The 25,856-nt window shown below is 73.7% G+C and carries 22 protein-coding genes; 10 read left to right on the forward strand and 12 right to left on the reverse strand.

Annotated elements, in window-relative coordinates; genetic code table 11:
- Nucleotides 1–29 precede the first annotated feature (29 nt).
- Together msrA and EV376_RS17685 are read left to right on the forward strand one after the other, a co-directional pair.
- A complete protein-coding gene (gene msrA / locus EV376_RS17680) occupies nucleotides 30–548 on the forward strand; it encodes a peptide-methionine (S)-S-oxide reductase MsrA (RefSeq protein ID WP_130324663.1) in 519 nt (172 codons plus the stop codon).
- Nucleotides 549–581: 33 nt separating this feature from the next.
- Nucleotides 582–1,805 carry an epoxide hydrolase gene (locus tag EV376_RS17685; protein ID WP_486482674.1) on the forward strand — a complete coding sequence of 408 codons (1,224 nt, stop codon included), beginning with the start codon at nucleotides 582–584 and terminating at the stop codon, nucleotides 1,803–1,805.
- A 30-nt stretch (nucleotides 1,806–1,835) separates the two neighbouring features.
- Here EV376_RS17685 and EV376_RS17690 read toward each other — a convergent pair whose 3' ends face one another.
- The 4 genes from EV376_RS17690 to EV376_RS17705 all read right to left on the reverse strand — a co-directional run bounded on the left by EV376_RS17690 (nucleotide 1,836) and on the right by EV376_RS17705 (nucleotide 7,383).
- Nucleotides 1,836–4,034, reverse strand: coding sequence for a hypothetical protein (locus tag EV376_RS17690; protein ID WP_130324665.1), 2,199 nt, complete (start codon nucleotides 4,032–4,034; stop codon nucleotides 1,836–1,838).
- Nucleotides 4,021–6,219, reverse strand: coding sequence for a catalase/peroxidase HPI (gene katG / locus EV376_RS17695; RefSeq protein ID WP_130324667.1), 2,199 nt, complete (start codon nucleotides 6,217–6,219; stop codon nucleotides 4,021–4,023). The genes EV376_RS17690 and katG overlap by 14 nt, the downstream gene beginning before the upstream one ends.
- Before the next feature lie 30 nt (nucleotides 6,220–6,249).
- A complete protein-coding gene (locus EV376_RS17700) occupies nucleotides 6,250–6,657 on the reverse strand; it encodes a Fur family transcriptional regulator (RefSeq protein WP_486482903.1) in 408 nt (135 codons plus the stop codon).
- Nucleotides 6,658–6,759: 102 nt separating this feature from the next.
- Complete coding sequence (locus EV376_RS17705) at nucleotides 6,760–7,383, reverse strand: methyltransferase domain-containing protein (RefSeq protein ID WP_130324671.1); 624 nt, start codon at nucleotides 7,381–7,383, stop codon at nucleotides 6,760–6,762.
- A 322-nt stretch (nucleotides 7,384–7,705) separates the two neighbouring features.
- Between EV376_RS17705 and EV376_RS17710 the strand changes: the two genes are divergently transcribed.
- Both EV376_RS17710 and EV376_RS17715 read left to right on the forward strand, forming a co-directional pair.
- Complete coding sequence (locus EV376_RS17710) at nucleotides 7,706–8,653, forward strand: SRPBCC family protein (RefSeq protein ID WP_130324673.1); 948 nt, start codon at nucleotides 7,706–7,708, stop codon at nucleotides 8,651–8,653.
- Nucleotides 8,654–8,671: 18 nt separating this feature from the next.
- Nucleotides 8,672–9,844: a zinc-dependent alcohol dehydrogenase gene (locus EV376_RS17715; protein ID WP_130324675.1), complete on the forward strand. Its 1,173-nt coding sequence runs from the start codon at nucleotides 8,672–8,674 to the stop codon at nucleotides 9,842–9,844.
- A 6-nt stretch (nucleotides 9,845–9,850) separates the two neighbouring features.
- Here the strand turns inward: EV376_RS17715 and EV376_RS17720 are convergent, their stop codons facing one another.
- On the reverse strand, nucleotides 9,851–11,329 hold the full coding sequence (locus tag EV376_RS17720) for a glutamate-cysteine ligase family protein (RefSeq protein ID WP_130324677.1): 1,479 nt from the start codon (nucleotides 11,327–11,329) through the stop codon (nucleotides 9,851–9,853).
- Nucleotides 11,330–11,512: 183 nt separating this feature from the next.
- Here EV376_RS17720 and EV376_RS17725 point away from each other — a divergent pair, with 183 nt between their 5' ends.
- Nucleotides 11,513–11,845, forward strand: a complete 333-nt coding sequence (locus tag EV376_RS17725; protein ID WP_130328712.1) for a DUF3817 domain-containing protein — start codon at nucleotides 11,513–11,515, stop codon at nucleotides 11,843–11,845.
- A 97-nt stretch (nucleotides 11,846–11,942) separates the two neighbouring features.
- Here EV376_RS17725 and EV376_RS17730 read toward each other — a convergent pair whose 3' ends face one another.
- Nucleotides 11,943–12,815: an alpha/beta fold hydrolase gene (locus tag EV376_RS17730; protein WP_130324679.1), complete on the reverse strand. Its 873-nt coding sequence runs from the start codon at nucleotides 12,813–12,815 to the stop codon at nucleotides 11,943–11,945.
- 106 nt (nucleotides 12,816–12,921) lie between these two features.
- Nucleotides 12,922–13,470 (reverse strand): hypothetical protein, encoded by a 549-nt coding sequence (locus EV376_RS17735; protein ID WP_130324681.1) that lies wholly within the window; start codon nucleotides 13,468–13,470, stop codon nucleotides 12,922–12,924.
- A 143-nt stretch (nucleotides 13,471–13,613) separates the two neighbouring features.
- Between EV376_RS17735 and EV376_RS17740 the strand changes: the two genes are divergently transcribed.
- The 3 genes from EV376_RS17740 (at nucleotide 13,614) to EV376_RS17750 (ending at nucleotide 17,747) form a co-directional block, all read left to right on the forward strand.
- Nucleotides 13,614–14,732: a baeRF2 domain-containing protein gene (locus EV376_RS17740; RefSeq protein ID WP_130324683.1), complete on the forward strand. Its 1,119-nt coding sequence runs from the start codon at nucleotides 13,614–13,616 to the stop codon at nucleotides 14,730–14,732.
- Nucleotides 14,733–14,974: 242 nt separating this feature from the next.
- Nucleotides 14,975–16,387, forward strand: a complete 1,413-nt coding sequence (locus EV376_RS17745; RefSeq protein WP_486482675.1) for a hypothetical protein — start codon at nucleotides 14,975–14,977, stop codon at nucleotides 16,385–16,387.
- A 223-nt stretch (nucleotides 16,388–16,610) separates the two neighbouring features.
- Nucleotides 16,611–17,747, forward strand: coding sequence for a SigB/SigF/SigG family RNA polymerase sigma factor (locus EV376_RS17750; RefSeq protein WP_130324685.1), 1,137 nt, complete (start codon nucleotides 16,611–16,613; stop codon nucleotides 17,745–17,747).
- A gap of 126 nt (nucleotides 17,748–17,873) precedes the next feature.
- Here the strand turns inward: EV376_RS17750 and ctaD are convergent, their stop codons facing one another.
- From ctaD to EV376_RS17775, 5 genes are all read right to left on the reverse strand, one after another.
- Entirely contained in the window at nucleotides 17,874–19,874 is a 2,001-nt protein-coding gene (gene ctaD, locus EV376_RS17755) for an aa3-type cytochrome oxidase subunit I (RefSeq protein WP_130324687.1), read from the reverse strand.
- Between the two features lie 105 nt (nucleotides 19,875–19,979).
- Nucleotides 19,980–20,708 (reverse strand): ATP-binding protein, encoded by a 729-nt coding sequence (locus EV376_RS17760; protein ID WP_130324689.1) that lies wholly within the window; start codon nucleotides 20,706–20,708, stop codon nucleotides 19,980–19,982.
- Between the two features lie 79 nt (nucleotides 20,709–20,787).
- Nucleotides 20,788–21,264 carry a DUF4383 domain-containing protein gene (locus tag EV376_RS17765; protein ID WP_130324691.1) on the reverse strand — a complete coding sequence of 159 codons (477 nt, stop codon included), beginning with the start codon at nucleotides 21,262–21,264 and terminating at the stop codon, nucleotides 20,788–20,790.
- A 73-nt stretch (nucleotides 21,265–21,337) separates the two neighbouring features.
- Entirely contained in the window at nucleotides 21,338–22,495 is a 1,158-nt protein-coding gene (locus EV376_RS17770) for a glycosyltransferase (protein ID WP_130324693.1), read from the reverse strand.
- A gap of 58 nt (nucleotides 22,496–22,553) precedes the next feature.
- Nucleotides 22,554–23,537, reverse strand: coding sequence for a glucosyl-3-phosphoglycerate synthase (locus EV376_RS17775; RefSeq protein ID WP_486482904.1), 984 nt, complete (start codon nucleotides 23,535–23,537; stop codon nucleotides 22,554–22,556).
- Nucleotides 23,538–23,761: 224 nt separating this feature from the next.
- On the opposite strand from EV376_RS17775, the gene EV376_RS17780 reads away from it, so the two are divergent.
- Both EV376_RS17780 and EV376_RS17785 read left to right on the forward strand, forming a co-directional pair.
- Entirely contained in the window at nucleotides 23,762–24,763 is a 1,002-nt protein-coding gene (locus tag EV376_RS17780; RefSeq protein WP_130324695.1) for a Gfo/Idh/MocA family protein, read from the forward strand.
- Nucleotides 24,756–25,844: a zinc-dependent alcohol dehydrogenase gene (locus EV376_RS17785; RefSeq protein ID WP_130324697.1), complete on the forward strand. Its 1,089-nt coding sequence runs from the start codon at nucleotides 24,756–24,758 to the stop codon at nucleotides 25,842–25,844. The genes EV376_RS17780 and EV376_RS17785 overlap by 8 nt, the downstream gene beginning before the upstream one ends.
- Nucleotides 25,845–25,856 lie beyond the last annotated feature (12 nt).

The raw sequence follows: 25,856 nt of genomic DNA on the forward strand, positions 1-25,856 counted from the left end.
CCTGCTGGTCGAGCGAGGGGAGTGCAGCGATGACCGACACGACAGAGAAGGCGATCCTGGCCGGCGGCTGTTTCTGGGGGATGCAGGATCTCATCCGGAAACGCCCCGGCGTGGTCAGCACCCGCGTCGGCTACACCGGCGGGGACACGCCGAACGCGACGTACCGCAACCACGGCACCCACGCCGAGGCCATCGAGATCGTCTACGACCCGGGCCAGCTGTCCTACCGGGACCTGCTCGAGTTCTTCTTCCAGGTCCACGACCCGACCACGAAGAACCGGCAGGGCAACGACGTGGGGACCAGCTACCGGTCGGCCATCTTCTACCTCGACGACCAGCAGCGGGAGGTCGCCGAGGACACCATCGCCGACGTCGATGCCTCCGGCCTGTGGCCCGGCAAGGTGGTCACCGAGGTGAGCCCGGCCGGCCCGTTCTGGGAGGCCGAGCCGGAACACCAGGACTACCTGGAGCACCACCCCGGCGGTTACACCTGCCACTTCGTCCGGCCCGAGTGGAAGTTGCCCAGACGCGCCGAGACCCGCTCGTAACGGCAGTCAACCTCGACGAGAAGGAGGCCCGACGTGGCCGTCAACACCATGACCCGCCCGACCACCGACATCCGGCCGTTCCGGATCGAGGTCTCCGAAGCGGACCTCCAGGCGCTGCGGCAGCGCATCGCGGCCACCCGCTGGCCGGACAAGGAGACCGTCAACGACCAGTCGCAGGGCGTGCCGCTGGAGACGAGCCAGGCGCTCGCCCGCTACTGGGAGGAGGAGTACGACTGGCGCAAGGTCGAGGCGCGGCTGAACGACCTGCCGAACTTCATCACCGAGATCGACGGGCTGGACATCCACTTCATCCACGTCCGGTCGAAGCACGAGGACGCGTTGCCGCTCATCGTCACGCACGGGTGGCCCGGTTCCGTGATCGAGCAGCTGAAGATCATCGGGCCGCTCACCGATCCCACCGCGCACGGCGGCGACGCGTCGGACGCCTTCCACCTGGTGATCCCGTCGATGCCCGGCTACGGCTTCTCGGGCAAGCCGACCACCTCGGGCTGGGACGCCCAGCACATCGCCTGCGCCTGGATCGAGCTGATGCGCCGCCTCGGCTACGACCGGTTCGTGGCGCAGGGCGGCGACTGGGGCGCCCTCATCACGGACCTCATCGGGTTGCAGGCGCCGCTGGAACTGCTCGGCATCCACACCAACATGCCGGGTGCCATTCCGCCCGACATCGACGCGCTGATCCAGTCGGACATCACCGGAGCGAACAGCGCCCTCGGCAAGCTGCCGTCCGGCCTCACCGACGAGGAGCGGCGGACCTGCGAGCAGCTCGACTTCTTCTGGAAGCACGCCGCGTACGCCCTGGAGATGGGGACCCGCCCGCAGACGCTGATCGGGCTGGCGGACTCGCCCATGGCCCTGGCGAACTTCATGCTCGACCACGACGCGGCCAGCCTGGACCTGATCTGCCAGGTGTTCGCCGGGCAGCAGGTCGGCCTCACCCGCGACGACGTGCTCGACAACATCACGCTGTTCTGGTTGACGAACACCGGAGTCTCGGCGGCACGCCTGTACGCGGAGAACAAGCTCCCCTTCTTCGCGGCCAAGGGCGTCGAGGTGCCGGTCGCGGTGAGCGTCTTCCCCGACGAGCTGTACGAGACCCCGCGGAGCTGGGCGGAGCAGGCGTACCCCAACCTGATCCACTACAACCGGCTGCCCCGGGGCGGGCACTTCGCGGCCTGGGAGCAGCCGGAGCTGCTCACCGACGAGCTGCGCACCGCCTTCCGGTCGCTGCGCTGACCGCACCGCAGCGCACGGCGGGCCGGCGGCTCAACGCCGGTCCGCAGCGCGCAGCCGCGCGGCCAGCTCGCGCACGGCGGCCGTGAACCGCTCGTCCGACTCGCCCGGCCAGTGTCCGACGACGGGCGGCGGGACCCGGCCACCCGGGGGCGGCAGCACGTCCTCGGGATCGCGCAGGCGGCGATCGACCCCACCGGGCGGCCCGGCGACCGTGGGCGGTTCGCCGGGCCGGTGCCCGGAGAGGACCCAGCCGCCGACGAAGTCGGTGTCCCGCCACAGGTTCAGCCACCGCCAGCCGATCCGGTCGCCCACCTCGCGCAGCACGTCCTCGCCGAGGTACGCGGGGAACAGCCGGGCGTAGAGGCGGGTCAGCGGCGAACCGTGCGTCAGCAGGGCCACCCGCCGGTTCGCCCGCGGGGGCAGCCGCAGCACGGTCATCGCGAGCAGCACCGAACCGTGGCTGTGCCCGGTCAGCACCACCCCGGCGTGGCGCCCGCTGAGGTGGCCGATCCGGTCGGTCAGCTCCGGCACCGCGCGCTCGGCGTAGCTGGGCGGCGCGAAGGGGTGCGCCGCCCGCGGCCAGAACGTCCCGAGGTCCCAGAGCACGCCGACGTACCGGCGGAACCCCGCCGTTCGGTACGCGAACACCGCGCCCACCACCAGCGCCACGACGACGGCCGCGGTGGCGTAGCTGCCGGCGGCCAGCCCGGCGAGCACGACACCGGACGGCAGGCCGAGGTGGCGTTCCGCGAACGGCACCGGTTCCACCCCCGCCGCCCCGAGCACCGCCGCGGCGAGCCCGAACGGGGCCAGGCACGCGTACCCGGCGGCCAGCACGCCGAGCTGCTCGGTGAACCGCGCGCGGGCCACCGCCCGCCGCACCCGCCGGATCCGCCCGGCCGCCCGCGCCGGCGCCGCCGGGAAGTCCCGGGCGACGATGCCCGCCGCCGCCCGCCGCCGCCGTCGCCTGGAGACCAGGGTCGTCGCGCCGCCGATCACCGTCGCGGCGGTCAGCGTGACGACGAAGCTGAGCGCCGCCCACTGGTACGCCGGTGGCGGTGCCATCAGCTCGTCGGGGCGCGCCGGGACGGGGCCGGGCATGAGGACGTACGCGGTCAGGTAGGCCACCTCGGCGGAGAGCGCCGCCCCGAGGCCCACCGCGAGCGCCCCGACGACCGGCGCGCCCAGCCCGCGCCGCAGCACCGGCCGGCGGGCCCGGCCGGCGTGCCCCCACAGCACCAGCGCCCCCAGCGCGACCACCAGCGCCATCTCGGTGAGGAACACCACCGCGACCAGCCGGTCGTACCCCGGCAGGCCCGCCGACCGGGGCCACGGGGTCGGATCCAGCGCGACGGCCGCCAGCGTCGCCACCGTCCCGGCGCCGGCGGCGGCGCAGAGCGCCCGGGTCAACCGGTCGGTCCGCCGGGACGCCGCCTCCAGCGGGGCCGGAGCGCACAGCAGCGCCACACCGGCGACGAGCACCGCACCGGCGAGCGCGAGCAGGGCGGCCGTCGCGGCGGAGTGACCGGGGGCGCCGCGCGCGACGAGCAGGGTCAGGTCCAGCACCGCCAAGCCGGCGGCGACGTGGACCGCCCGCAGCCGGCGCACCACCGGCATCCGGTCCCACCCGGCCAGCGTGTCGAGGCGGTCCCCCGCCGGGTCGGCTGCCGCGGCGGCCTCGTACGGGTGGCGGGTGCGCGTGCTCAGCGACCAGACCAGCCAGATCGCCGCGACCGGGACCGCGGCCAGCACGGCCAGGCGCGGTCCGACCGGGTGGTCGCCCAGCCGGTCGGCACCGGCGAGACAGCCGGACGAGCCCAGGCACGTCCAGGCGAACAGGTCCAGGGCGACGCCGGCGGCCGTCAACACGTACACCAGGGTCAGGTTGAGGGCGAGGAGCCGGCACAGCGCCGTGACGCCCGACCCGCGACCGGGCGGGCGCATCCACACCGCCGTGTTGCTCAACATGAACGGCAGCAGGAACACCAGCGACAGGGTCCGGCCGGCGGTGCCCGAGGGCAGGTCGCCCCACCGGTACGCCTCCGGCACCACCCCGCCCGGCCCCGTCGCCTCCGGGTGCGCCGGGCGGTGGAACCCGGCCCGGCGGTCGCCGGCGACCTGGCGGACCCCCGGACTGCCCAGCAGCCGCGACGGGCCGGCGCCGGCGACACCGTGGACCCGCAGTTCCACGATGTCGCCGGACGCCCCGTCGCCGTCAGGTGAGGTCAAACCGGTCCAGGTTCATCACCTTGACCCACGCGGCCACGAAGTCCTGCAGGAACTTCTCCTGCCCGTCGGCGGCGGCGTACACCTCGGCGATGCCCCGCAGCTGCGAGTTGGCGCCGAAGACGAGATCGACGGCGGTGGCGGTCCACCTGACCTCGCCGGTGGCGCGGTCCCGCCCCTCGTACACGTTCTCGGTCGACGTGGAGACCGTCCACTCGGTGCCGACGTCGAGCAGGTTGCGGAAGAAGTCGGTGGTCAACGTCTCCGGCCGGTCGGTGAGCACGCCGTGCGGCGCCTGCCCCACGTTGGCGTTCAACGCCCGCATGCCGCCGACCAGGACCGTCATCTCGGGTGCGGTCAGCGTGAGCAGGTTGGCCCGGTCCAGCAGCAGCGTCTCCGGGGAGAGCTTCTGCCCGGCCCGCAGGTAGTTGCGGAACCCGTCGGCCCTCGGTTCGAGCACGGTGAACGACTCGACGTCGGTCTGCTCCTGCGCGGCGTCGGTACGCCCCGGCGTGAACGGCACGGTGATCTCGTGCCCGGCGTTGCGGGCCGCCTGCTCGACGGCCGCGCACCCGCCCAGCACGATCAGGTCGGCGAGCGAGATCCGCTTGCCGCCGGACTGGGCGCTGTTGAACTCCTGCTGGACGCGCTCCAGGGTGCCCAGCACCGTGGCGAGCTGGGCCGGCTCGTTGACCTCCCAGTTCCGCTGCGGTTCGAGACGGATCCGGGCCCCGTTGGCCCCGCCGCGCAGGTCGGTGCCGCGGAAGCTCGCCGCCGACGCCCACGCCGTACGCGCCAGCTGGCCGATGGACAGCCCCGAGTCGAGGAGCTGGCGCTTGAGGGCGGTGACGTCCGCGCCGGAGACCAGCTCGTGGTCCACCGCCGGGACCGGGTCCTGCCACAGCTGCGGTTCCGGCACCCACGGCCCCAGATAGCGGGAGGCCGGACCCATGTCGCGGTGCAGCAGCTTGTACCAGGCCCGGGCGAACGCGTCCGCGAACTCGTCCGGGTGCTCCAGGAAGCGTCGGGAGATCGCACCGTAGGTCGGGTCGAACCGGAGCGCGAGGTCCGACGTGAGCATCCGGGGTTCGCGGCGCTTCGTCGGGTCGTGCGCCTCCGGCACCATGTCGGCGCCCGCGCCGTGCTTCGGGCGCCACTGGTGCGCGCCGGCCGGCGACTGGGTCAGTTCCCACTCGTACGCGAAGAGGATGTGGAAGAACTCGTTGTCCCACCGGGTCGGGTGGTAGGTCCAGGTGACCTCGAGACCACTGGTGATCGTGTCGTCGCCCTTGCCGGTGCCGAAGCTGTTCTTCCAGCCCAGGCCCTGGTCCTCGATCGGGGCGGCCTCGGGCTCGGGGCCGACGTACTCGGCCGGGGCGGCGCCGTGGGTCTTGCCGAAGGTGTGGCCGCCGGCGATCAGCGCGACGGTCTCCTCGTCGTTCATCGCCATCCGGCGGAACGTCTCGCGGATGTCCCGGGCGGAGGCGAGCGGGTCCGGGGTGCCGTTGGGCCCCTCCGGGTTCACGTAGATCAGGCCCATCTGCACCGCGCCGAGCGGCCCGGTCAGCTCCCGGTCGTCGCTGTAGCGCTCGTCGCCGAGCCAGGTGTCCTCCGGGCCCCAGAAGATCTCCTCCGGCTCCCAGACGTCCTCGCGGCCGAAGCCGAAGCCGAACGTCTTGAAGCCCATCGACTCCAGCGCGCAGTTGCCGGCGAAGACCAGCAGGTCGGCCCAGGAGAGCCGGCGCCCGTACTTCTGCTTGACCGGCCAGAGCAGCCGGCGGGCCTTGTCCAGGTTGGCGTTGTCGGGCCAGCTGTTCAGCGGCGCGAAGCGCTGGGCGCCGTCGCCGGCACCGCCGCGGCCGTCCTCGATCCGGTACGTGCCGGCGGCGTGCCAGCTCATCCGGATGAACAGCGGCCCGTAGTGCCCGTAGTCGGCGGGCCACCAGTCCTGCGAGGTCGTCATGACCTCGAAGACGTCGCGCCTCAGCTCCTCCACGTCGAGCTTCTTGAACTCCTCCGCGTAGCTGTAGCTCTCGCCCATCGGGTTGGCCCGGGGGGAGTGCTGGTGCAGGACCTGCAGGTTCAGCTGGTTCGGCCACCAGTCCTGGTTGGTCCTCGGGCGCCGGGCCGGTTTCGGGCTCGGGGAGGGGATTGCCGGGTTCTCGCTCTCGCTGCCGTGCTCAGGCACGTCGGTCCTTCCTCACTGCTCATCGTTCGGTCATCGGGTTGCTGGTGCCGTGACACAGCCAGGACAGACACCCCAGTAGGTGACCTCGGCCTCGTCGATCGAGAAGCCCTGGGTCGCGGACGCGCTCAGGCAGGGCGAATCGCCGACGGCGCAGTCGACGTCGGCGATGGCGCCGCACGACCGGCACACGACGTGGTGGTGGTTGTCCCCGACCCGCGCCTCGTAGCGTGCCACCGAGCCGGCCGGCTCGATCCGGCGTAGCAGGTTGGCGGCGGTCAGCGCCGCCAGTACGTCGTACACGGCCTGGTGGGACACCTCGGGAAGCTCCCTGCGCACCGCGCCGAAGATCGAGGCGGTGTCGGCGTGCGGGTGCGCGTGCACCGCGGCGAGCACCGCCAGCCGCGGACGGGTCACCCGCAGCGCGGCGCCCCGCAGCATGTGCTCGTACTCCGGCGTGGTGGCCACGTTGGGCAGTATGCGTCAGTTTCTTCTTGAATGCATCCAGAAGTCCCCACGACTCGCGGCGGGTGGATGGCCGGGTCAGCCGGGCTTGACCGCGTGGATGCGTTCGACCGTGCCCGCCTTGAGCCGTTCGGTCTCCACGATCTCGAGACCGGCCGCCCGGACGAGGGGTAGCTGGCGACGGGTGAAGTGCTCGCCGGCCAGGCGGACGGTCACCCGTTCGAGGAGCCACTGGGCGGCGTAGACCGGTGGCCAGCTGCTTCCGATGTGGTCGAGCAGCAGCAGGCGGCCGCCGGGAACCAGGACGCGGGCCATCTCGCCGACCGCGGCGGCCGGGTCGGGGATGCTGCACAGCGACAGCGCGCACACCACCGTGTCGAACGAGCCGTCCGGGAACGGCAGGCGCTCGGCGTCGCCCTCCCGCAGGTCGACCTCGCGGCCGAGGCCGGCCGCGCGCCGGCGGGCGATCGCGAGCATCGCCGGGCTCAGGTCGATCCCGGTGAGGGTCGCGTCGGCGGGGTAGTGGGGCAGGTCGCGTCCGGTCCCGACGGCGACCTCGAGGACCCGGCCGCGGGCCCGCTCGCCGAGCCATTCCCGCCCGCCGCCGAACTGGATCCGCTCCAGCAAGGCGATCTGCCGGTCGTAGCTGGGGGCGGTCCGGTCCCACACCCGCTTCTGCCTGGCGGTCGGGGTCTCGGTCATGGCGGTGGTCCCTCCAGGCGGCGTCGGGGCGGGCCGCGGCGGCGCGGGCCGGTCGCCGGGCCTGGCCAGCAGCCTACGACCCGCCGGCCAGCCGGTCCGGCCCGCCGGCCGGCGGGTCGGCCGGGCGGGCGCCTGGCCCGGCCCGGCGGGCGCCTGGCCCGGCCCGGCGGCACCGACCGGACTGGCGTTCCGGAAACCGAGAACGGCAAACCTCGCCGGAATCGGGCGCATACGCCGGTTTCTCCGCATACCGTCACGGTGGCGGAACACCGCCGGCCGTCGTCGTACCGACGGCGGCACGCCGACGCGAGGGGGGCGACGCGTGGACGAGGCGGACCGGGCCCTGCTGCCCGAACTCGACGGACCGGAGCCGGTGGCGGCCCTGCCACGTGCCCTGGGGCTGCTCAGCCTCGCCCTCGGGGTCGGCGCGCTCGCCGCGCCCGAGCGCCTCGCCCGCCTGACCGGGGTGGCCGACTCGCCCGCCGCCCGCCTGGTCATCCCCGCCGTGGGCGCCCGCGAACTGGTGCACGCCGCCGGCCTGATCGGCGGCGGTGCCGCCGCCGGCTGGTCGTGGACCCGGGTGGCCGGCGACGCCCTCGACCTGGCTCTGCTCGTCCGGGCACACGCCGGCAGCGGCGGCGAGCGGCGCCGCCGGCTCGCCCTGACCACCGCCGTCGTCGGTGGGATCGCCGCCGTCGACCTGGTCGCCGCCCTGCGCGCGGGGCGCATCCGCCGCGCCCGGAAGCGCGCCATCCGGATGGAGATCGCGGTGACCGTGAACCGGTCGCCGGCCGAGGCGTACCGGTTCTGGCGGGACGTCGAGAACCTGCCGCGGTTCATGACCCACCTGGAGTCGGTCCGCGCCGAGGACCTGCGCCGGTCGCACTGGGTCGTCCACGCGCCGGCCGGCCGGCACGTCGAGTGGGAGGCCGAGATCGTCGACGACCGCCCGAACCGGGCCATCGCCTGGCGGTCGCTCCCCGGCGCGCCGGTACCCAACGCCGGCCGGGTGCGCTTCGTGCCCGCCCCGGGCGACCGGGGCACCGAGGTCCGCGTGCTCCTCCGGTACGCTCCGCCGGCCGGTGCCCTCGGCCGGGCGGTGGCGAAGCTCTTCGGCGAGGAGCCCGAGCAGCAGGTACGCGACGACCTGCGCCGGTTCAAGCAGGTGCTGGAGACCGGCGAGGTGGTCCGGTCCGAGGGCAGCCCGGGCGGCATCTCCGTCCGGCAGCAGGTCACGCAGCGCCCGGCACAGCCGCTGGGCCGACGCTGACCGGGGAGGGGGAATCCGATGAAGGCCACCGCGTGGATGGGCACCGACACCGTCAAGGTCGTCGACGTGCCCGACCCGACCATCCTGAACGCCCGCGACGCGATCGTGCGGGTCACCACCACCGCCATCTGCGGATCCGACCTGCACCTCTACCACGGCTACATCCCGGCGATGCGCAAGGGCGACATCCTCGGGCACGAGTTCATGGGCGAGGTCGTCGAGGTCGGCCCGCAGGTGCGCAACCTGAAGCCCGGCGACCGGGTGGTGGTGCCGTTCCCGATCGCCTGCGGGCACTGCACGTCCTGCCAGCGCGGGCTCTACTCGGTCTGCGAGAACTCCAACCCCAACGCCGGCGTCGCGGAGAAGGTCATGGGGCACTCCCCGGCCGGCATCTTCGGCTACTCCCACCTGCTCGGCGGGTACGCGGGCGGCCAGGCCGAGTACGTCCGCGTCCCGTTCGCCGACGTCGGGCCGGTCAAGGTGCCCGAGGACGTGCCCGACGAACAGGCGGTGATGCTCGCCGACGTGTTCCCGACCGGCTACATGGGCGCGGAGATGTGCGACATCAAGCCCGGCGACGTGGTCGCGGTCTGGGGCGCCGGTCCGGTCGGCCTGCTCGCCGCGGCCAGCGCCCGGCTGCTCGGCGCCGGCCGGATCGTCGTGATCGACCGGTACCCGTACCGGCTGCGGCTGGCCGCCGAGCACGCCGGCGCGGAAACGATCAACTACGACGACACCGACGTGCTGGACGCGCTCAACGAGTTGACCGCCGGCCGGGGCCCGGACGCCTGCATCGACGCGGTCGGCCTGGAAGGGCATCACGGCAACACCGCGGTGTACGCGTACGACCGGGCGAAGCAGGCGGCGCGCCTGGAGACCGAGCGGCCGTTCGCGCTGCGCGAGGCGATCCTGGCCTGCCGCAGCGGCGGCGTCGTGTCGGTGGTCGGCGCGTACGGCGGGTTCGTCGACAAGTTCCCGATGGGGGCGTTCATGAACCGGTCCCTGATCATGCGCACCGGGCAGTGCCACGTGCAGCGCTACACCCGCCCGCTGCTGAACCGCATCCAGCGCGGCGACCTCGACCCCAGCTTCATCGTCAGCCACCGGATGAAGCTGAAGGACGCCCCGAAGGGCTACCGGATCTTCCAGAAGAAGCAGGACGACTGCAGCAAGGTCCTGCTCACCGTCTGACCCGGCTCAGGGCAGCGGCCATTCGTGCACCGGCCGGTTGCTGTGCATGAGGTCCACGTAGTGGCGGACCACCTCGCGGAGCGCCTCCGGCCGGTCGAGCAGGTCGGCGGACTCCAGCCGGTGCAGGGTCGCCACCTGCCAGCTCGCGCCGTTGCGGCCGGTCAGGCAGCGCTGCTCGATGATGCCGAGCAGCCGGTCCCGCTCGTCCGGGTCGACGCCCCACCGCTCCAGCCCGTGGTGGGCCAGCGGCAGCAGCCGCCGCAGCACCAGCTCGGTGACCGGCAGGTAGCCGAGGCCGGGCCAGAAGACCTGCGCGTCGATGCCGTACCGGGCGCACGCGGTGAAGTTCTCCTCGGCCGCGCTGAACGACATCTGCGACCACAGTGGCCGGTCGCTCTCGGCCAGCGCCCGGACCAGCCCGAAGTAGAAGGCGCCGTTGGCGATCGTGTCCACGACGGTGGGCCCGGCCGGCAGCACCCGGTTCTCCACCCGCAGGTGCGGGCGGCCCTTCAGCACGTCGTACACCGGGCGGTTCCAGCGGTAGATGGTGCCGTTGTGCAGCCGCAGCTCGGCGAGTTTCGGCACGCCGCCCGCCGCCAGCTCCTCGGCCGGGTCCTCCGGGTCGCAGACCGGCAGCAGCGCCGGGAAGTAGCGGACGTTCTCCTCGAACAGGTCGAACACCGTGGTGATCCAGCGTTCGCCGAACCACACCCGGGGGCGGACCCCCTGCGCCTTGATCTCCTCCGCGCGGGTGTCGGTCGCCTGCTCGAACAGCGGGATGCGGGTCTCCCGCCACAGTTCCCGCCCGAAGAACAGCGGAGCGTTCGCGCCGAGCGCCACCTGGATGCCGGCGATCGCCTGCGCCGCGTTCCAGTAGTCGGCGAACTGGGCCGGGCTGACCTGCAGGTGGAACTGGGTGCTGGTGCAGGCCGCCTCCGGCGTGATGGTGTCGGCGGTGACCGCCAGCCGCTCCACGCCGTTGATGGCGATCCGCAGGTCCTCGCCGCGGGCGGCGAAGATCTGCTCGTTGAGCAGCTCGTAGCGGGGGTTCGCGGACAGGGTGGCCGCGGTCAGGTGCTCCGGGCGCAGCGTCGGCAGGATCCCGATCATGACCATGTGGGCACCGACGGTCTGGGCCTTGGCCTCGGCGGCGTTGAGGCTGGCGCGTACCTGTTCCTCGAACTCCGCCGTGCCCGTGCCGGCCAGCTTCCGGGGCGGCACGTTGATCTCCACGTTGAACTGGCCCAGCTCGGTCTGGAAGCTCGGGTCGGCCACCGCGGCGAGGACGTCGGCGTTGCGCATCGCGGGCATCGACTCGTCGTCGACGAGGTTCAGCTCGATCTCCAGGCCGGTCATCGGCCGCTCGACGTCGAACCGGGACTCCCGCAGCATCTCGGCGAAGACGTCGAGGCAGCGGCGCACCTTCTCCCGGTACCGGGCCCGGTCCTCACGGCTGAAGGTCCGAACGCCGACATCCTCGCCCATGGTCACCACCCTGTCACCGCTGGTCCCCTAAAGTTCGCACGGCCTGCCGGGTGGGGGAAGACCCGTCGGTCCTCTTCTACCCACCCGAGGTGCGCAGATCCCCGCCGCGCGACGCGAGCGCCCGCGCCGGACGGCCGAGCGGGCCCGGCTACCATGGCCGGGCGAAAGGGGTGGATCGTGTCGATGCGGGAACGGGTGACCCGGCTGTTCGTCGTGTCGGCGATCGCCGAGGCGATCTCCTGGGCGGCCCTGCTGGCCGGCATGGCGGTGAAGTACGGCCCGCCGGCCAACGAGCTGGGCGTGCAGGTCTTCGGCCCGATCCACGGCGGGCTCTTCATGGCGTACGGCGTGCTGGTGCTCGCCGTGGCGCGGCTGCGCCGGTGGAGCCTGCTCGCGACCGGTGCGGCCCTGCTGTGCGCCGTGCCCCCGTTCGCCACCCTGGCGTTCGAGCGCTGGGCCCGCCGTAGCGGCATGCTGACCGACACCCCCACCCGCGAACCCACCCCCGTCGGCTGACCCCGGCCCCTTCTCTCCGCGCCGATCTTGCACTTTCGGCCCTTGAATTGCCCCTTTATGCCGCTTTTATCGGGGCGGAAAGTGCAAGATCGCGGGCTCAGGGGGGCGGGAAGGGGGATAGGAAGGGGGTTAGGGTTTTCGCGAGCTGGGTGGCGGCTTCCTCGGCCATGTGGTGGCCGGACTCGATCGGGGTGGCCCGCACGTCGTCGGCCCAGTCGCGCCAGACCGCCGTCGGGTCGCCGTACAGGTCGACCATGTCGTCCCGGGTGGACCAGCAGAACAGCAGCGGGCAGGCGATCCGCCGGCCGGCGGCCCGGTCGGCGTCGTCGGCCGCCCGGTCCGGGCCGAGCCCCGCGCGGTAGTCCTCGCACATCGCGTGCACCGTCTCCGGGTCGTGGATGGCCCGCCGGTAGTCGGCGTACGCCTCCTCGCCCATCTGCTCGGGCGAGCCGCCGTACCAGGCGTCCGGGTCGGCGTTGATCACCCGCTCGGCGGGCTTCTCGATTTGGCCGAGGAAGAACCAGTGCCACCAGCGGGCGGCGAACCGGGCGTCGGCGCGGGCGAGCGCCGCGCCGATCGGCACCCCGTCGAGGACCGCGAGCCGGTCGACCCGGTCGGGGTGGTCCAGCGCGGTGCGCATCGCCACGTAGGCGCCGCGGTCGTGGCCCACCACGGCCGCCCGCCGATGGCCGAGCCGGTCGAGCAGGCCGATCACGTCACCGGCCATGGCCCGTTTCGAGTACGAGGTGTGGTCGGGTGTGCTCGGTGGCTTCGACGAGCCACCGTAGCCGCGCAGGTCCGGGCAGATCACCGTGTGCCGGTCGGCGAGCAGTGGCGCGACCCGGTGCCAGGTGGCGTGGGTACGCGGGTGCCCGTGCAGGAGCACGACCGGTGGTCCGGACCCGCCGTGGCGCACCCGGAGCCGTACCGGGCCGACGTCGATCTTCTCGAGCGTGAATCCGTCGAACACGCCAGCCTGCGGTGCCCGCCCGCCGGCGGGCTGAAACGTCCGGGCGCGCCGGGTGTCCGGAGGGGGCCCCGGTACAACGCCCGGCGTTGAGAAGGGCCCCTTCCTTTCACGTGAGCGCGGAGCAGGCCGCGAGCGTGGTGAGCAGCACGGCGCCGAGCGCGGCCTGGAGCAGCAGCGGCGGCCCGAGGTGCGACCAGAGCGTGGCCGTACGCGGGGTGAGCAGCTGCCCGGTGGTGAGGTTGACGATCCGCTCGATCTTCGGCGGGAGGTCGGGGTCGCGCTGGCGGCGCAGCGTGACCTGCACGTGGTCGGCCGGGTGCAGGGCGCTCTGCGGCAGGTGCCCGTGCAGCTCGACCTCGCAGAGCCGCCCCGCCGCGTCCCGCAGGCGGACCGGGGTGACCAGGTACTCCGGCCCCTTCTTGAGGTCCTTGAACCGGCGGCGGGTGCCGCCGGACCCGGCGGAGAGGACGGCCCGGACCAGCGCCACCAGTAGCCCGGTCACGCTGGCCGCGACCAGCACCGCCACCAGCACCGGCTGACCCACCCGCACCTCGCGGGGGTAGCCCTCCAGCAGGCGGACGATCCGGCCGGTGACGATATGTGCCGTCGGGTGGATGATCCGTGGGATTTGCAGGTCGCTGTCCATCGCCACCACTCAGAGTCCGGTTCCGTTCACTGATGGTATCGGCCTCATTGGTTGAACGGCGTGAATGAACGCTGGTCACGCGGCGGAGCCGGGTCAGGTGACAAGCCGGGCGGCATGGGTAAGCGCAGGGCCGAGCTGGAAAGGGGTCGAGCATGCAGCTGTCCTTCCTGCGCCCGCTCTACGACCGGCCGGGCCCGTGGTGCTCGGTCTACCTGGACGCCTCCGCCGACACCGAGGACGCCCATCCGGCGCTGGACCTGCGCTGGCGCGCCCTGCGGGACCAACTTCAGCAGCAACGGGCCGACCTGGCGTCGATCGACGCGATCGAGCGGGTGGTGCGCGGGCACGACCCGCTGCCGGGCGACTACGGCATCGCCGTGTTCGCCGGCCACGGTCGGGTGGCGCTGTCGGAGTACCTGTCCGCTCCGCCGCTGCGGGACCTCGCCGCGTACGGCCCGCTGCCCCACGTCATGCCGCTGCTGGCCCAGCGGGGCGAGCAGGTGGCGTGGGTGCGGGTGCTGGCCGACCGGACCGGCGCCGACGCGATGGCGGTCAGCGCGGGCGGTGTGCCCCGCCGCGCCCACGTGACCGGCCGGGAGGACTTCCAACTGCGCCGCGTGCAGCCCGGCGGGTGGTCCCAGTCCCGGTACCAGCGGGCGGCCATGGAGGCGTGGCACCACAACGCCGGCGACGTCGCCGCGGCGACCGCCGAGCTGGCCGAGAAGGTGGGCGCCGACGTGGTGGTGGTGGCCGGGGACGTGCGGGCCACCGGGGTGATCGCGGCGCAGATCCCGGATCGCTGGCAGGACGTGCTGATCCGCACGGACGCGGGCAAGCGCGCCGGCGGCGCGGACCAGACCCTGCTGGACGACCTGACCGTGCAGAGCATCGCCGAGGTGGCCGACCAGCGGATCAGCGCCACCCTGGACCGGTTCGGCATGCAGGAGGACGTCGGGGCCGGGCTGGACGCGGTGGTCTCCGCGCTGCAACGCAACCAGGTCGAAAACATGATCATCGTCGACGACCCGTCGGCGAACGGCGAGCTGTGGATCGGGCCGGAGCCCACCGAGATCGCCACCGAGCCCGGGCAGCTGTCCGCCATGTCGGTACGCGACCCGGAGAAGGTCCGGGCGGACGCCGCCCTCGTGCGGGCGCTGGTCGGCACCGACGCGGAGCTGACCGTACTGGGCCCGGAGGAGGCGCCGGAGCTGACCGACGGGGTGGGCGCGGTCCTGCGCTACGTGGACGCCGCCACCCCGGGGCGTGGTTGAGCGAGGTCGACGCCGCGCGGCGGCGACCACGACAGGCGAGAGCGGTACGCCGGTCCGGCATGAGTCCGCCGGACCGGCGTACCGCGTTCCGGGTGCCGGCGCGCCGTCGGCCGATACCCGCCCCCGACGGCGATCCGCCAGAGATCTTCATATTAATCCCTAGGGTGTGGGATGCCCCGTTTGAACCGCATCGGGACGGGAAGCCCGGCCGCGTGGTGAGCGAACGAGGCAAGTTGGGGCCGGTGCACAAGGTGCGCGAGGGGCTGCCGGGCGACGGTGCCGGGCTGGCCGGCGACCGGGTCGTGGCGGCCGGCAGTGGTGCCCGGATCCTGGTCGCGGCCACGGCCCGGGCCCTGCGCGGCGCCGACTGCGCCGACCTGGGCCACCCGGGCCCGCTGTCGCGCCTCACCGGCGCCCCCGACGCGGTGCGGCGGGCGGCGGCGACCCGGGCCGCCGGCCGGGTCGCGCTGACCGTCGGCCAGACCGCGGAGGTGGACGCCGACGGGGTCGCGAGCTGGTTCGCCGACCAGTACCCGTCCCGCCGCTATCCGGGCGCGCTGCTCGGCTCCCCGCACGGCGCGGCCGCCCATCTGGCGGTGCTGCTCGGCGTGCCCTGGCTGCCCGCCGGCTTCGAGTTGAGCGTGCACTGGCCGCAGGGCGCGGTGGACCGGCCGCAGGCCGCGCTCGACCACGGGGCCGGGCTGGCCGCGCGGCTGCTCGCCGGAAACCCCGACCTGCACGTACGGCAGGTGCACTGCCCGGCCAGCCGCGGCGCGCTGGCCGGCGCGACGGTCTCGCTGGCCGCGCGCTGGCGCCGGCTGCCCACCGCGTACCTCCGGTTCCTGGCCGACCGCCTGGAGCCCGGCGCGCCCGTGCTGGTGCTCGGCGACGCCCGCACCTGGCCGGTGCTGGACTCCGCCCCCGGTCACAGCTTCCAGGTGGGCTGCCCGGGCAGCGGACTGGATCCGGTGGACTTCCACCCGGACAGCCACGCGCTGCGGCAGGTGCTCCGCTCGGCCGGCGGCGACGGGGCGCGGTGGAGCCCGCCGGAGGTGACCGAGCCGCCCCGCGCGGCCGAGCACGGCGTCGAGCCCGGTTTCGACCGGGCTCTCCAGGAATGGGCCAGCGTGCAGCGGCATCCGCTCCGCCGGGTGCTGGTGCCCCATCCGGCGGCGTTGAGCGCGGCCACGGCCGACCTGTACCGGCGCTGGCTGCGGGCGGCCGGAAAGACCGGCAACCGCCTGGTCGTCGAGTGCGGCCGGCTGCTCGACCCGTGGCAGGTGGTGCGGGCGGGCATGGTGCCCTACTGGTGCGAGAACGCCACCCGGCGCAGCGTGGAGGGGGTGGAGTGGTGGCTCGCCGGCAGCGAGCCGTTCAGCTCGGTGGACGTGCTGCCGGAGCCGCCGGGGGTGCGGTCGCCGGCGCTGGCGGGGCTGCCGCAGTGGCTGGCCGTGGCCGGCTTCGGCCGCCGCCGGCGGGCCCTGGACCGGTCGGCGGCCCGGGGGTACCCGGTCGCCTCGGTCCCCACCCGTCGGGCCACCGAGGTGCTGCGGGCGCAGCCGTACGACCTGCCCACGCCGCCGCCGATGACCGTCGCGGCGGCCCTGGAAGCGCTCCGCGACACCGGCTCCCACCAGGGATTACTGGTCTGTTGAGACCGGCACACCGAAACATCCTCGCGAACCCGGGGTCCCGTGATTGAGTACCTACGGAGCGGGAACACCGCTGGCTGCGACGGCCTGATCACGCCGTGCAGCCCGGCGCCGTCGCCCGCTGGCGTCCCAGTCACGTAACCACTTCCGGCCCGGTGCGTGGTGCCACCACGCGCACGACCGGTTTCCCAAATCCGGGCGGGGGACCTTCCTGAGGGAGGCGCGGATGTTCGGACAAACCACCACAGGCACACCGCCACCCACCGATCGGGGCCTCGAAGACCTCGACGCGGCGGCGCTGGCGTACGCGGCGCGGATCGAGGGACTGCCACCCGAGCGGCGGCAGGAGGCACGCGACGACCTGGTCCGCTTCGCGTTGCCGTTCGCCGGGCGGCTGGCCCGCCGGTACCGCGGGCGGGGCGAGCCGCTGGAGGACCTGGAGCAGGTCGCCCGGCTGGGCCTGGTCAACGCCGTGGACCGGTACGACCCGGAGCGCGGCTCGTTCACCGCGTACGCGGCGATCACCATCGTCGGTGAGATCAAGCGGCACTTCCGGGACCGCACCTGGGGCGTGCACGTGCCCCGCCGGCTGCGCGACCTGATCCTCGAGGTGGGCCAGGCCACGGCGGCGCTGACCAGCGAGCTGTCCCGGGCGCCGACGGTGGCGGAGCTGGCCGCGCGGCTGGAGACGCCGGAGGAGGAGATCCTGGCGGCGCTGGAGTCGGCCGCCGGCTACAGCCCGGCGTCGCTGAACGCACCGGTCGGCGGGGAGAGTTCGGCCGAGTTCGGCGACCTGGTGGGCGAGTCGGACAACGCCCTGGAGTCGGTGGACGACCGGGTGACGGTCAGCGGACTGCTGCACCGGCTGCCCTGGCGGGAGCGGCGGATCCTCGCGATGCGCTTCTACGGCAACCAGACCCAGGCGGAGATCGCGGCCCGCTTCGGCATCTCCCAGATGCACGTGTCCCGGCTGCTGTCGCGGGCGCTGACCTGGCTGCGGCAGGCGATGCTCGCCGACGCTCCACCGCCCTGGCAGAACGGCGCCGCCGAGTCGGACACCGCGAAGGTGCGGATCTCGGTGAAGCAGAACGGCGACCGGGTGGTCGTCGAGGTGGGCGGCGACGTCGACCGGGACGGTGCCGACCAGCTGCGCAGGGCGATGCTGGAGGCGGTCACCGGCCAGCCGTCCGAGGTCGTCGTCGACCTGGTCGGCGCGGGTGGCTTCGACGCCGGCGGGATCGCCGCGCTGGTGGCCGGCCGGGAGGCCGCGGCCCGTACGGGCGTGCCGCTGCGGCTGACCCGGGTGCAGCCCGCGGTCCGCCGCTCCCTCACCGCCGCCGGCCTGGCCCCGGTCCGCGACTGAGCCCGCGCCCGCCGATCATGGAGTTGTGCGGCCGGATGAAAGCCACGGGTCGGGACGGACCGGCCACCACAAGTCCATGATCGACCGAACGGTCCGGGGGCCCCGCGTGCGGAGCCCCCGGACCGGTCAGTTTTCGGGTGTGTCGCCGTGGCCGCGCGGGTGGCGCCAGCGGTCGTTCTCCTGCGGGGCGCGCTGGGCGCCGAGGATGGTCTCCTCGGGCTCGTCGGTCTCGTCGAAGCTGGGCCGGCGCACCTCGCCCGGCTCCGGCACCTCCACCGGCCGCGCCCCCGACTGGGGAGCCGGCTCGTACGCCACCGCTTCGCGCGCGCCGGTGGCGCCGTGCTCGCTCGGCGACTCGGGCAGGTGCTTCTCGCGGTGTATCTCGTCGCGGAAGTCCTGCGGCGGCTTCGTGGTGCGCTGGGGCAGGTCCCGCCCCAGGTCGGCGACGAGCGGGCCGTACTTCGCGTCGAAGGCGGGCCGCTCGGAGCGGATCCGGGGCATCCGGTCGAAGTTGCGCAGCGGGGGTGGGCAGGTGGTGGCCCACTCCAGGGAGTTGCCGAAGCCCCACGGGTCGTCGACGGTGACCTGTGCGCCGTACCGCCAGGACTTCCAGGCGTTCCAGATGAAGAAGAGGGTGGACACCCCGAGCACGAACGCGGAGATGCTGGAGAAGGTGTTCAACGCGGTGAACCCGTCGGTGGGCAGGTAGTCGGCGTACCGCCGGGGCATGCCCTCGTTGCCCAGCCAGTGCTGGACGAGGAACGTGCCGTGGAAGCCGAGGAACATCGTCCAGAAGTGGGCCTTGCCCAGCCGCTCGTCCATCAGCCGGCCGGTCATCTTCGGCCACCAGAAGTAGAAGCCGCCGAAGAGCGCGAACACCACGGTGCCGAAGAGGACGTAGTGGAAGTGGGCGACCACGAAGTAGCTGTCGTGGACGTGGAAGTCGACCGGGGGCGCCGCCAGCTGCACGCCGGTCAACCCGCCGAGCAGGAAGGTCACCAGGAAGCCGATGGCGAACAGCATCGGCGTCTCGAAGGTGAGCTGCCCCTTCCACATGGTGCCGATCCAGTTGAAGAACTTCACCCCGGTGGGTACGGCGATCAGATAACTCAGGACGCTGAAGAACGGCAGCAGCACCTGGCCGGTGGCGAACATGTGGTGCGCCCAGACCGCCATGGACAGGATGGTGATCGCGATCGTGGCGAGCACCAAGCCGGTGTAGCCGAAGATCGGCTTGCGGCTGAAGACCGGGATGATCTCGGTGATGATCCCGAAGAACGGCACCGCGATGATGTAGACCTCGGGATGGCCGAAGAACCAGAACAGGTGCTGGTAGACCATCGGCCCGTTGTTCTCCGGCGTGAACACCTGGGCGTTGAGCAGCCGGTCCGCGGCCAGCCCCAGCAGCGCGGCGGCCAGCAGCGGGAAGACCAGGAGGATCAGCACGCTGACGAGGAGCATGTTCCAGGTGAAGATCGGCATCCGGAACATGGTCATCCCGGGCGCGCGCAGGGTCAGCACCGTGGTGATCAGGTTGACCGCGCCGAGGATGGTGCCCAGACCGGAGATCACCAGGCCGAGCACCCACATGTTCGCCCCGACGCCCGGCGAGTGCTCCTGACTGCTCAGCGGGGTGTACGCGGTCCACCCGAAGTCGGCGGAGCCGCCCGGGGTGACGAAGCCGCCGATGACCATGAGCCCGCCGAACAGGAAGAGCCAGTAGGCCAGCGCGTTCAGCCGGGGGAACGCCACGTCCGGTGCGCCGATCTGGATCGGCACGATGAAGTTGGCGAACCCGATCGCCGCCGGGGTGGCGAACAGCAGCAGCATCACCGCCCCGTGCGAGGTGAACAGCTGGTTGTACTGCTCGCTGGAGAGGAACTGCAGGCCGGGCCGGGCGAGCTCGGCCCGCATCAGCATCGCCTGCAGACCCGCCACCAGGAAGAACCCGAACGAGGTGAGCAGGTAGAGCAGCCCGATCTGCTTGTGGTCGGTGGTGGCGAGGAACCGCACCAGCTTGCCGCCGGGCAGCGCCGGCCGCCGTGGTCCAGGGTACCCACCGAAGCGGGCCGGTGCCAGGATCGCCGGACCCCGGTCGCGTGGTTCCGTGGTGACCCGCTTGGGCATGAACAATCACCCCGCCTGACGACAGATGGAACGGGCGTGGCTACCCGTCCCTCCGACCATGAAACCAGGCGAGGGCGGCTATTCAGGCTAGAGCGGTAATTTCGGTCAATTCGCGGGTACGGCCGCCCAAACGACCTTGCCGGCTCCGGCCGGCACGCAGCCCCAGCGCTGCGCCACCTCGCGCACCAGCAGCAGGCCCCGCCCACCCTCGTCCCGCGCGTCCGGCCGGACCTCCCGCACCCGGCCGCTGGTGCCGTCCTCCACCGCGACGTGCAGGTACGGGCGGCGCAGGGTCAGGGTCACGTTCATCGGAGTACGCGCGTGCCGGACCACGTTCCCGACCAGCTCGCTGAGCACCAGCGACGCCGGGCCCGCCGCCTCCGGCACGTTCCACCGCGCGCACGCGTCCCCCACCAGCTCGCGGGCGCGCCGGCAGGCCTCCGCCACCGGCTCCAGGCGGGCCCGCAGCCGGGGAGCCGCGGCTTTCCGGGCGGCCCGGGTCGCCTCCGAGCAGTCCCGCCGCACCGGCAGTACCCGGGCGGCGCCCGACTCGGCCAGCCAGGCCGACGCCTCCGGCGGCGGCGCGCACAGCAGCACCGGAACGGCCGGCCAGTCGGCGGCGCGGCGGGCCGTCGCGGCGAAGACCGACATGGCCAGCTGGTCACGGACGGTGACCTCGGCCAGGTCCACGACCAGCGCGTCGGGCTGCGCGGACAGGCACCGGTCGAGCACCCGCCGCACCGTGCGCATGGTGCCGAGGTCGAGCTCCCCGTGCAGCCGCACCACCGTCACCGGGGCCCAGTCGCGCACCTCACAGGTGATCCGGGTCGACATCTGCGGCCCTCACCTCTCGTCGTCGGGAATCTGCGAACTACCCGCGCCTGAGCAGGGCGAAACCGGACCGAGACGGGTGTCACGGGGCCATCCGCCCACCGCGGGCGCGGCCCGACGTCAGTGCCCCGAGGCCGAGCATTCCGGTGCCGAGCGCGAGGTGCAGCCAGTCGCCGCCGCCGTTCAACGGCAGGAAGTTCGCCCCGCTGCCGTGGTCCACCGCCAGCCCGTACAGCCAGAGCACCAGGTAGGTCGCCCCGCCGCCGACCAGGAACGCCCGCGCCGCGGTGACCCGGCGCGCCGCGACCACTCCCAGGACGCCGAAGGCCAGGTGCAGCAGGTTGTGCAGGACGGAGACCGTGACCACGCCGAACAGCCGGGCCCCGGACTGATGCCCACCGATCCGCAGATCGGCGAAGTTGCTGGTGACGCCCGGGACGAAACCCAGCAGGCCCACGATCAGGAACGTCACGGCCACGGCGAAGGCGGCGCGGCGTACCGGTGGCTGCCCGTCCGCGGGGTTGCGCCGTGCCCGCGCGTGGGCGGGCGGGATGGTCACGCTGCGCGGTACCCCCGACGCCCGGCCCGAAACGTGACCCGGCCGCCCCGGAGCGGGGCGGCCGGGCCCACGCTCAGGCGGCCTGCAGGCTCGGCGCGGAGGCGAGCTGGCGGACCCGGTCGTAGAGGGCCACGTACCGCTCGGCCATCACCGCCGGCGTGAACCGGACGGCCGCCTCGCGGCGGCACTCGCCCTCGTCGAGCAGGCTCGCGGCGAGCAGCAGCCCGCCCAGCTCCTCCTCGTCGGCGGTGAGCAGCCCGGTGCGGCCGTGATCGATCAGCTCCGGCAGGCAGCCCCGGGTGGTCGACACCACCGGGGTGCCGAGGGCGAGGGACTCGACCACCGCCGTACCGCCCGGCTCCTCCCAGCGCAGCGGGAAGAGGGTGGCCCGGGCCCCGGCCACCAGGGCGTCGCGCTCCTGCCCGGCGACCGTCCCGACCCAGCGGACCAGGTCGCCGTCGACGTGCGGGGCGACCTTCTCGAGGAAGAACCGCGCGTCCGGGTTCTGCCGGGCCTCCTCGCCGGCCGCGGCCAGGTCCGCCGGCCGGTGGTACGGCCCGACCGGCCCGGCCAGGACCAGCGGTACGCCCACCCGCTGCGCCACCCGCGCGCCGAGGTCCTGCCCCTTGCCCGGGTTGATCCGGCCCAGGACGACCGCGTAGTCGCCCTTCTCGACGGGGGTGCGCCGGTGCGCGTCCACGGCGAGCGGGGTGGACAGGTGCACGTGCCCGACGGAGTGCCGCCGAAGCGTCTCGGGCGCCCGGGCCAGCTGCGACGCCGAGACCCCGTTGACCCGGACCCGGTCGCCGCCGTCGAGGTTGCCGTACAGCTCGGGGTGCTTGGCGAGGTCCCAGTGCAGGGTGTGCAGCACCGGCGGCGCGTCCGGGCCCATGGCGGTGAGCGTCGCCAGCCCGACCGCCTCGACGTGGTCGTGCACCAGGTCGATGTCGTCGCGCGCGTGCAGCTCCCGCACCACTCCGTTGAGATGCGCCTGGGAGATCCCGCACACCTGGTTGTACGGCCGCTGCAGCGCGGCGAACTGCCCGTCCGGGAAGACCGACAGCCGCTCGTCGACCGGCAGGGTGCTGGTGCCCACCGAGGCGAGCACCACCTTCACGCCGAGCCGGCGTAGCTCCGGCACCAGGGTCGCGATCACGTTCTCGATGCCGCCGTAGCCGGGCGGGGGCACCGACAGCCACGGTCCGGCGTTCATCAGGACGGTACGGCTCATCGCGCACCGCCCGGTCCGCCACGCACGCCGCCGCCCCGCCCGCCGCCCCGTCGGCCGCTCATGCCGCGGCCACCCGGCGGCGGGGCACCCGGTGCCGCAGTTCGGCCAGGGGTGGCCGCTCCTGGACGGAGATGTCGGTGACCACGATCTCGCGTTCCAGGTTCGGCAGCGTGTCCGAGCCGCCGCGCCGGAACTGGGTCAGCAGGGCGGTGGGGAACTCGCCGGGCGCCGCCCAGCCGCGCCGCTGCAGTCGGGACCACGCGGTGAGCATGATCTGCGCCGACATCCGGCCCAGCGCCGCGGTGTCCTGGTGCCGGTGCTTGCGCTCGCCCAGGTCCACCTGGGCCAGCGCGTCCAGGCCGACCAGGTCGAGCAGGTCGATGAGCATGGCCGTCTCCACCCCGTACCCGGAGACGAACGGCACCTGCTCCAGCACGTCGCGGCGGCCCGCGTACTCGCCGGCCAGGGGCTGGACGAAGCCGGCCAGTTCCGGCCAGAACAGGTTCAGCAGCGGGCGGGCCATCAACTCGGTGACCCGGCCGCCCCCGTCGGCCTCGACGCTGGTCGTACCGACCAGCGGGCGGTGGTAGAAGCCCTTGACGAAGTCGACCGACGGGTCGGTCAGCAGCGGGCCGACCAGCCCGGTCACGAAGTGCGGTCGGAACTCCCGCAGGTCGGCGTCGACGAACGCGACCACGTCGCCCTCGGCCGCGGCCAGCCCGGCCCACAGCGCGTCCCCCTTGCCGGTCAGCTGCGGCAGGCCGCGGGTCATCGCGTCCTGGCTGACCACCTCGGCGCCGGCGGCCCGGGCGACCTGGGCGGTCCGGTCGGTGGACCGGGAGTCCACCACGATCAGCTCGTCCACCAGCGGCACCCGGTCCATCAGGTGCTCGCGGATCGTCGACACGATCGCGCCGACGGTGGCCTCCTCGTTGTGAGCGGGCAGCACCACGCTGACCCGGCTACCCCCCTTGGCGCGGACGAGGCGCCGCACCGGCCAATCGGCCGCCGACGTCGTCCGGTAGGTGGCCCACGCCTCCACCACCGGCGAGACCGTCGATTCCGTATTCCGCACAGGCACCCCCTGATCGTGGCGGAAAGACCAGACGTGGTTTTCCCACTACCCAGCACGCGCTAACCGGATCATCCCCGACACTTTGATCACGAGGGTGCCACCGGTGCCCTTCCCGGCGGTGAACGTTTGATTGCGCCCAGCCGGGGGGAGTGCTCACGCCGTACGTGCGACGCGGCGGAGGGGCGGTTGGGATGCGCAGGTGCCGGGTGGGGCTGATCGGGGCCGGCGGGGTGGCACAGCGCCACGCCCGGGTGTTGAGCGGGTTCGACGACGTCGAGCTGGTCGGGGTGACCGACGTGGTCCCGGACGCGGCGCGGGCGCTCGCCGACGCGTACCGGACGGTGGTCTGCGCGGGGGTCGAGGAGCTGCTGGCCGCGGGCCCGGACGCGGTCTACGTGTGCGTGCCGCCGTTCGCCCACGGCCCGGCCGAGGAGGCGGTGGTCGCGGCCGGGTTGCCGCTGTTCGTCGAGAAGCCGGTGGCGGTGGACCTCGCCACCGCGGAACGCATCGCCGGCCTCGTCGCCGAGCGGGGGCTGCGCACCGCGGTCGGGCACCACTGGCGGTACCTGCCGATCGTCGAGCGGGCCCGCGACCTGCTCGACGGCCGTCCGGTGCGGATGGTCTCCGGGGCCTGGCTGGACAAGGTGCCCCCGGTGGCCTGGTGGTCGCGGCGGGACCGGTCCGGCGGGCCGGTCGTCGAGCAGGCCGCCCACGTGCTGGACCTGATCCGCGTCCTGGTCGGCGAGGTCACCGAGGTGACCGCGTACGGGAACGGCACGCCGCCGGCGGTCGACGGCGCCGACATCGACTCGGTGACCACCGCGGCGCTGCGCTTCGCGGGCGGTGCCGTCGGGACGCTCAGCGCCGCCTGCGTGCTCGGCTGGAAGCACCGCGCCGGGCTGGAGATCCTCGCCGACGGGATGGCGCTGTCGCTGACCGAGGAGGGGATGACGGTCTGCGACGCGGACGGCGAGCGGTCCTACCCGGCCGACCCGGAGGCCGCCCGGGTGGCCGTGGACCGGGCGTTCGTCGACGCGGTCCGCGGGGTCGGCGACGACGTCCGGGTCCCGTACGCCGAGGCTCTCGGCACCCACCGGCTCGCCCTCGCGCTGGCCGACTCGGCCCGCACCGGCCGGCCGGTGCGCCTGGCCGCCGCGACCGCCCCGTCGGTGGGGGTGGCCGTCGATGCGTGACCGGATCGTGGCGGTCACCGGGCCCGGCCGGGTGGAGCTGGTCGAGCAGGACGCCGCCCCGCTGACCGCGGGCACCTTCCGGGTCGAGACGCTCTACAGCGGCGTCTCCGCCGGCACCGAGCTGAGCTTCGTCAAGGGCACGAACCCGTACCTGAACGTCACCTGGAACCCGGACCTCGGCCTGTTCCAGCCCGGTGCGGCGAGCACGCCGTACCCGGTCACCCGGCTCGGGTACATGCAGGTCGGCCGGGTGGTGGAGAGCGCCACCCCGGCCGTCGCCGTGGGCGCCGTGGGCGCCATGACGTACGGCCACCGCACCGGCTACCTCGCCGACCCGCTCCGGGAGCGGTTCGTGCCGCTGCCCGACGACCTGGACCCGCTGCTCGGCGTGTACGTGGCGCACATGGGCCCGATCTGCGCCAACGGCATCCTGCACGCCGGCGCCGACCTGTACGGCGGCGACGTCCGGTCGCTCGGCGACGGGGTCCGCGGGCGCCGGGTCGCGGTCATCGGCAGCGGGGTGGTGGCGCTGTTGACGGCGCTGTTCGCCCAGCGGCACGGCGCCGCCTCGGTGGTGGTGCTGGACCCCACCCCGCAGCGCCGGGCGGTCGCCGAGGCGGTGGGCCTGGAGACCCTCGACCCGGAGGCGGACGACCCGGCGGTGGTGCTCAAGACCCGGTGGGCGCACGCGGCGGGGGACCGGGGCGCCGACGTGGTGTTCCAGTGCCGCGGGCAGGCGTGGGCCATGCACCTGGCGCTGCGCCTGCTGCGCCCCCAGGGCACGGTGATCGATCTCGCCTTCTACCAGGCCGGGGCGGACGCCGTCCGGTTCGGGGAGGAGTTCCACCACAACGGGTTGTCGGTGCGCTGCGCGCAGATCGGCCGCGTGCCCCGCGGGCTCGCCCCGGCCTGGGACCGGGAACGGCTGAGCGCCGAGACGATCGACCTGCTCCGTGGGTACGGCGAGGTGATCCAAAAGCACCTGATCACGGCCGTGGTTCCGCTGGAGGAGGCCCCGACCCTGCTGACCGACCTGGCCGCCCGCCGCCGCCAGGAACTCCAGGTGGTCCTGACCCCCTGACCGCCACAGCCG

Source organism: Micromonospora sp. CNZ295 (assembly GCF_004217535.1).

Coding starts and splice junctions, on each gene's coding strand:
- msrA (WP_130324663.1), top strand. CDS start 30: ATGACCGACACGACAGAGAAGGCGATCCTGGCCGGCGGCTGTTTCTGG.
- EV376_RS17700 (WP_486482903.1), bottom strand. CDS start 6,657: ATGCTGCGGGGCGCCGCGCTGCGGGTGACCCGTCCGCGGCTGGCGGTG.
- EV376_RS17705 (WP_130324671.1), bottom strand. CDS start 7,383: ATGACCGAGACCCCGACCGCCAGGCAGAAGCGGGTGTGGGACCGGACC.
- EV376_RS17715 (WP_130324675.1), top strand. CDS start 8,672: ATGAAGGCCACCGCGTGGATGGGCACCGACACCGTCAAGGTCGTCGAC.
- EV376_RS17720 (WP_130324677.1), bottom strand. CDS start 11,329: ATGGGCGAGGATGTCGGCGTTCGGACCTTCAGCCGTGAGGACCGGGCC.
- EV376_RS17725 (WP_130328712.1), top strand. CDS start 11,513: ATGCGGGAACGGGTGACCCGGCTGTTCGTCGTGTCGGCGATCGCCGAG.
- EV376_RS17740 (WP_130324683.1), top strand. CDS start 13,614: ATGCAGCTGTCCTTCCTGCGCCCGCTCTACGACCGGCCGGGCCCGTGG.
- EV376_RS17750 (WP_130324685.1), top strand. CDS start 16,611: ATGTTCGGACAAACCACCACAGGCACACCGCCACCCACCGATCGGGGC.
- ctaD (WP_130324687.1), bottom strand. CDS start 19,874: ATGCCCAAGCGGGTCACCACGGAACCACGCGACCGGGGTCCGGCGATC.
- EV376_RS17760 (WP_130324689.1), bottom strand. CDS start 20,708: ATGTCGACCCGGATCACCTGTGAGGTGCGCGACTGGGCCCCGGTGACG.
- EV376_RS17770 (WP_130324693.1), bottom strand. CDS start 22,495: ATGAGCCGTACCGTCCTGATGAACGCCGGACCGTGGCTGTCGGTGCCC.
- EV376_RS17780 (WP_130324695.1), top strand. CDS start 23,762: ATGCGCAGGTGCCGGGTGGGGCTGATCGGGGCCGGCGGGGTGGCACAG.
- EV376_RS17785 (WP_130324697.1), top strand. CDS start 24,756: ATGCGTGACCGGATCGTGGCGGTCACCGGGCCCGGCCGGGTGGAGCTG.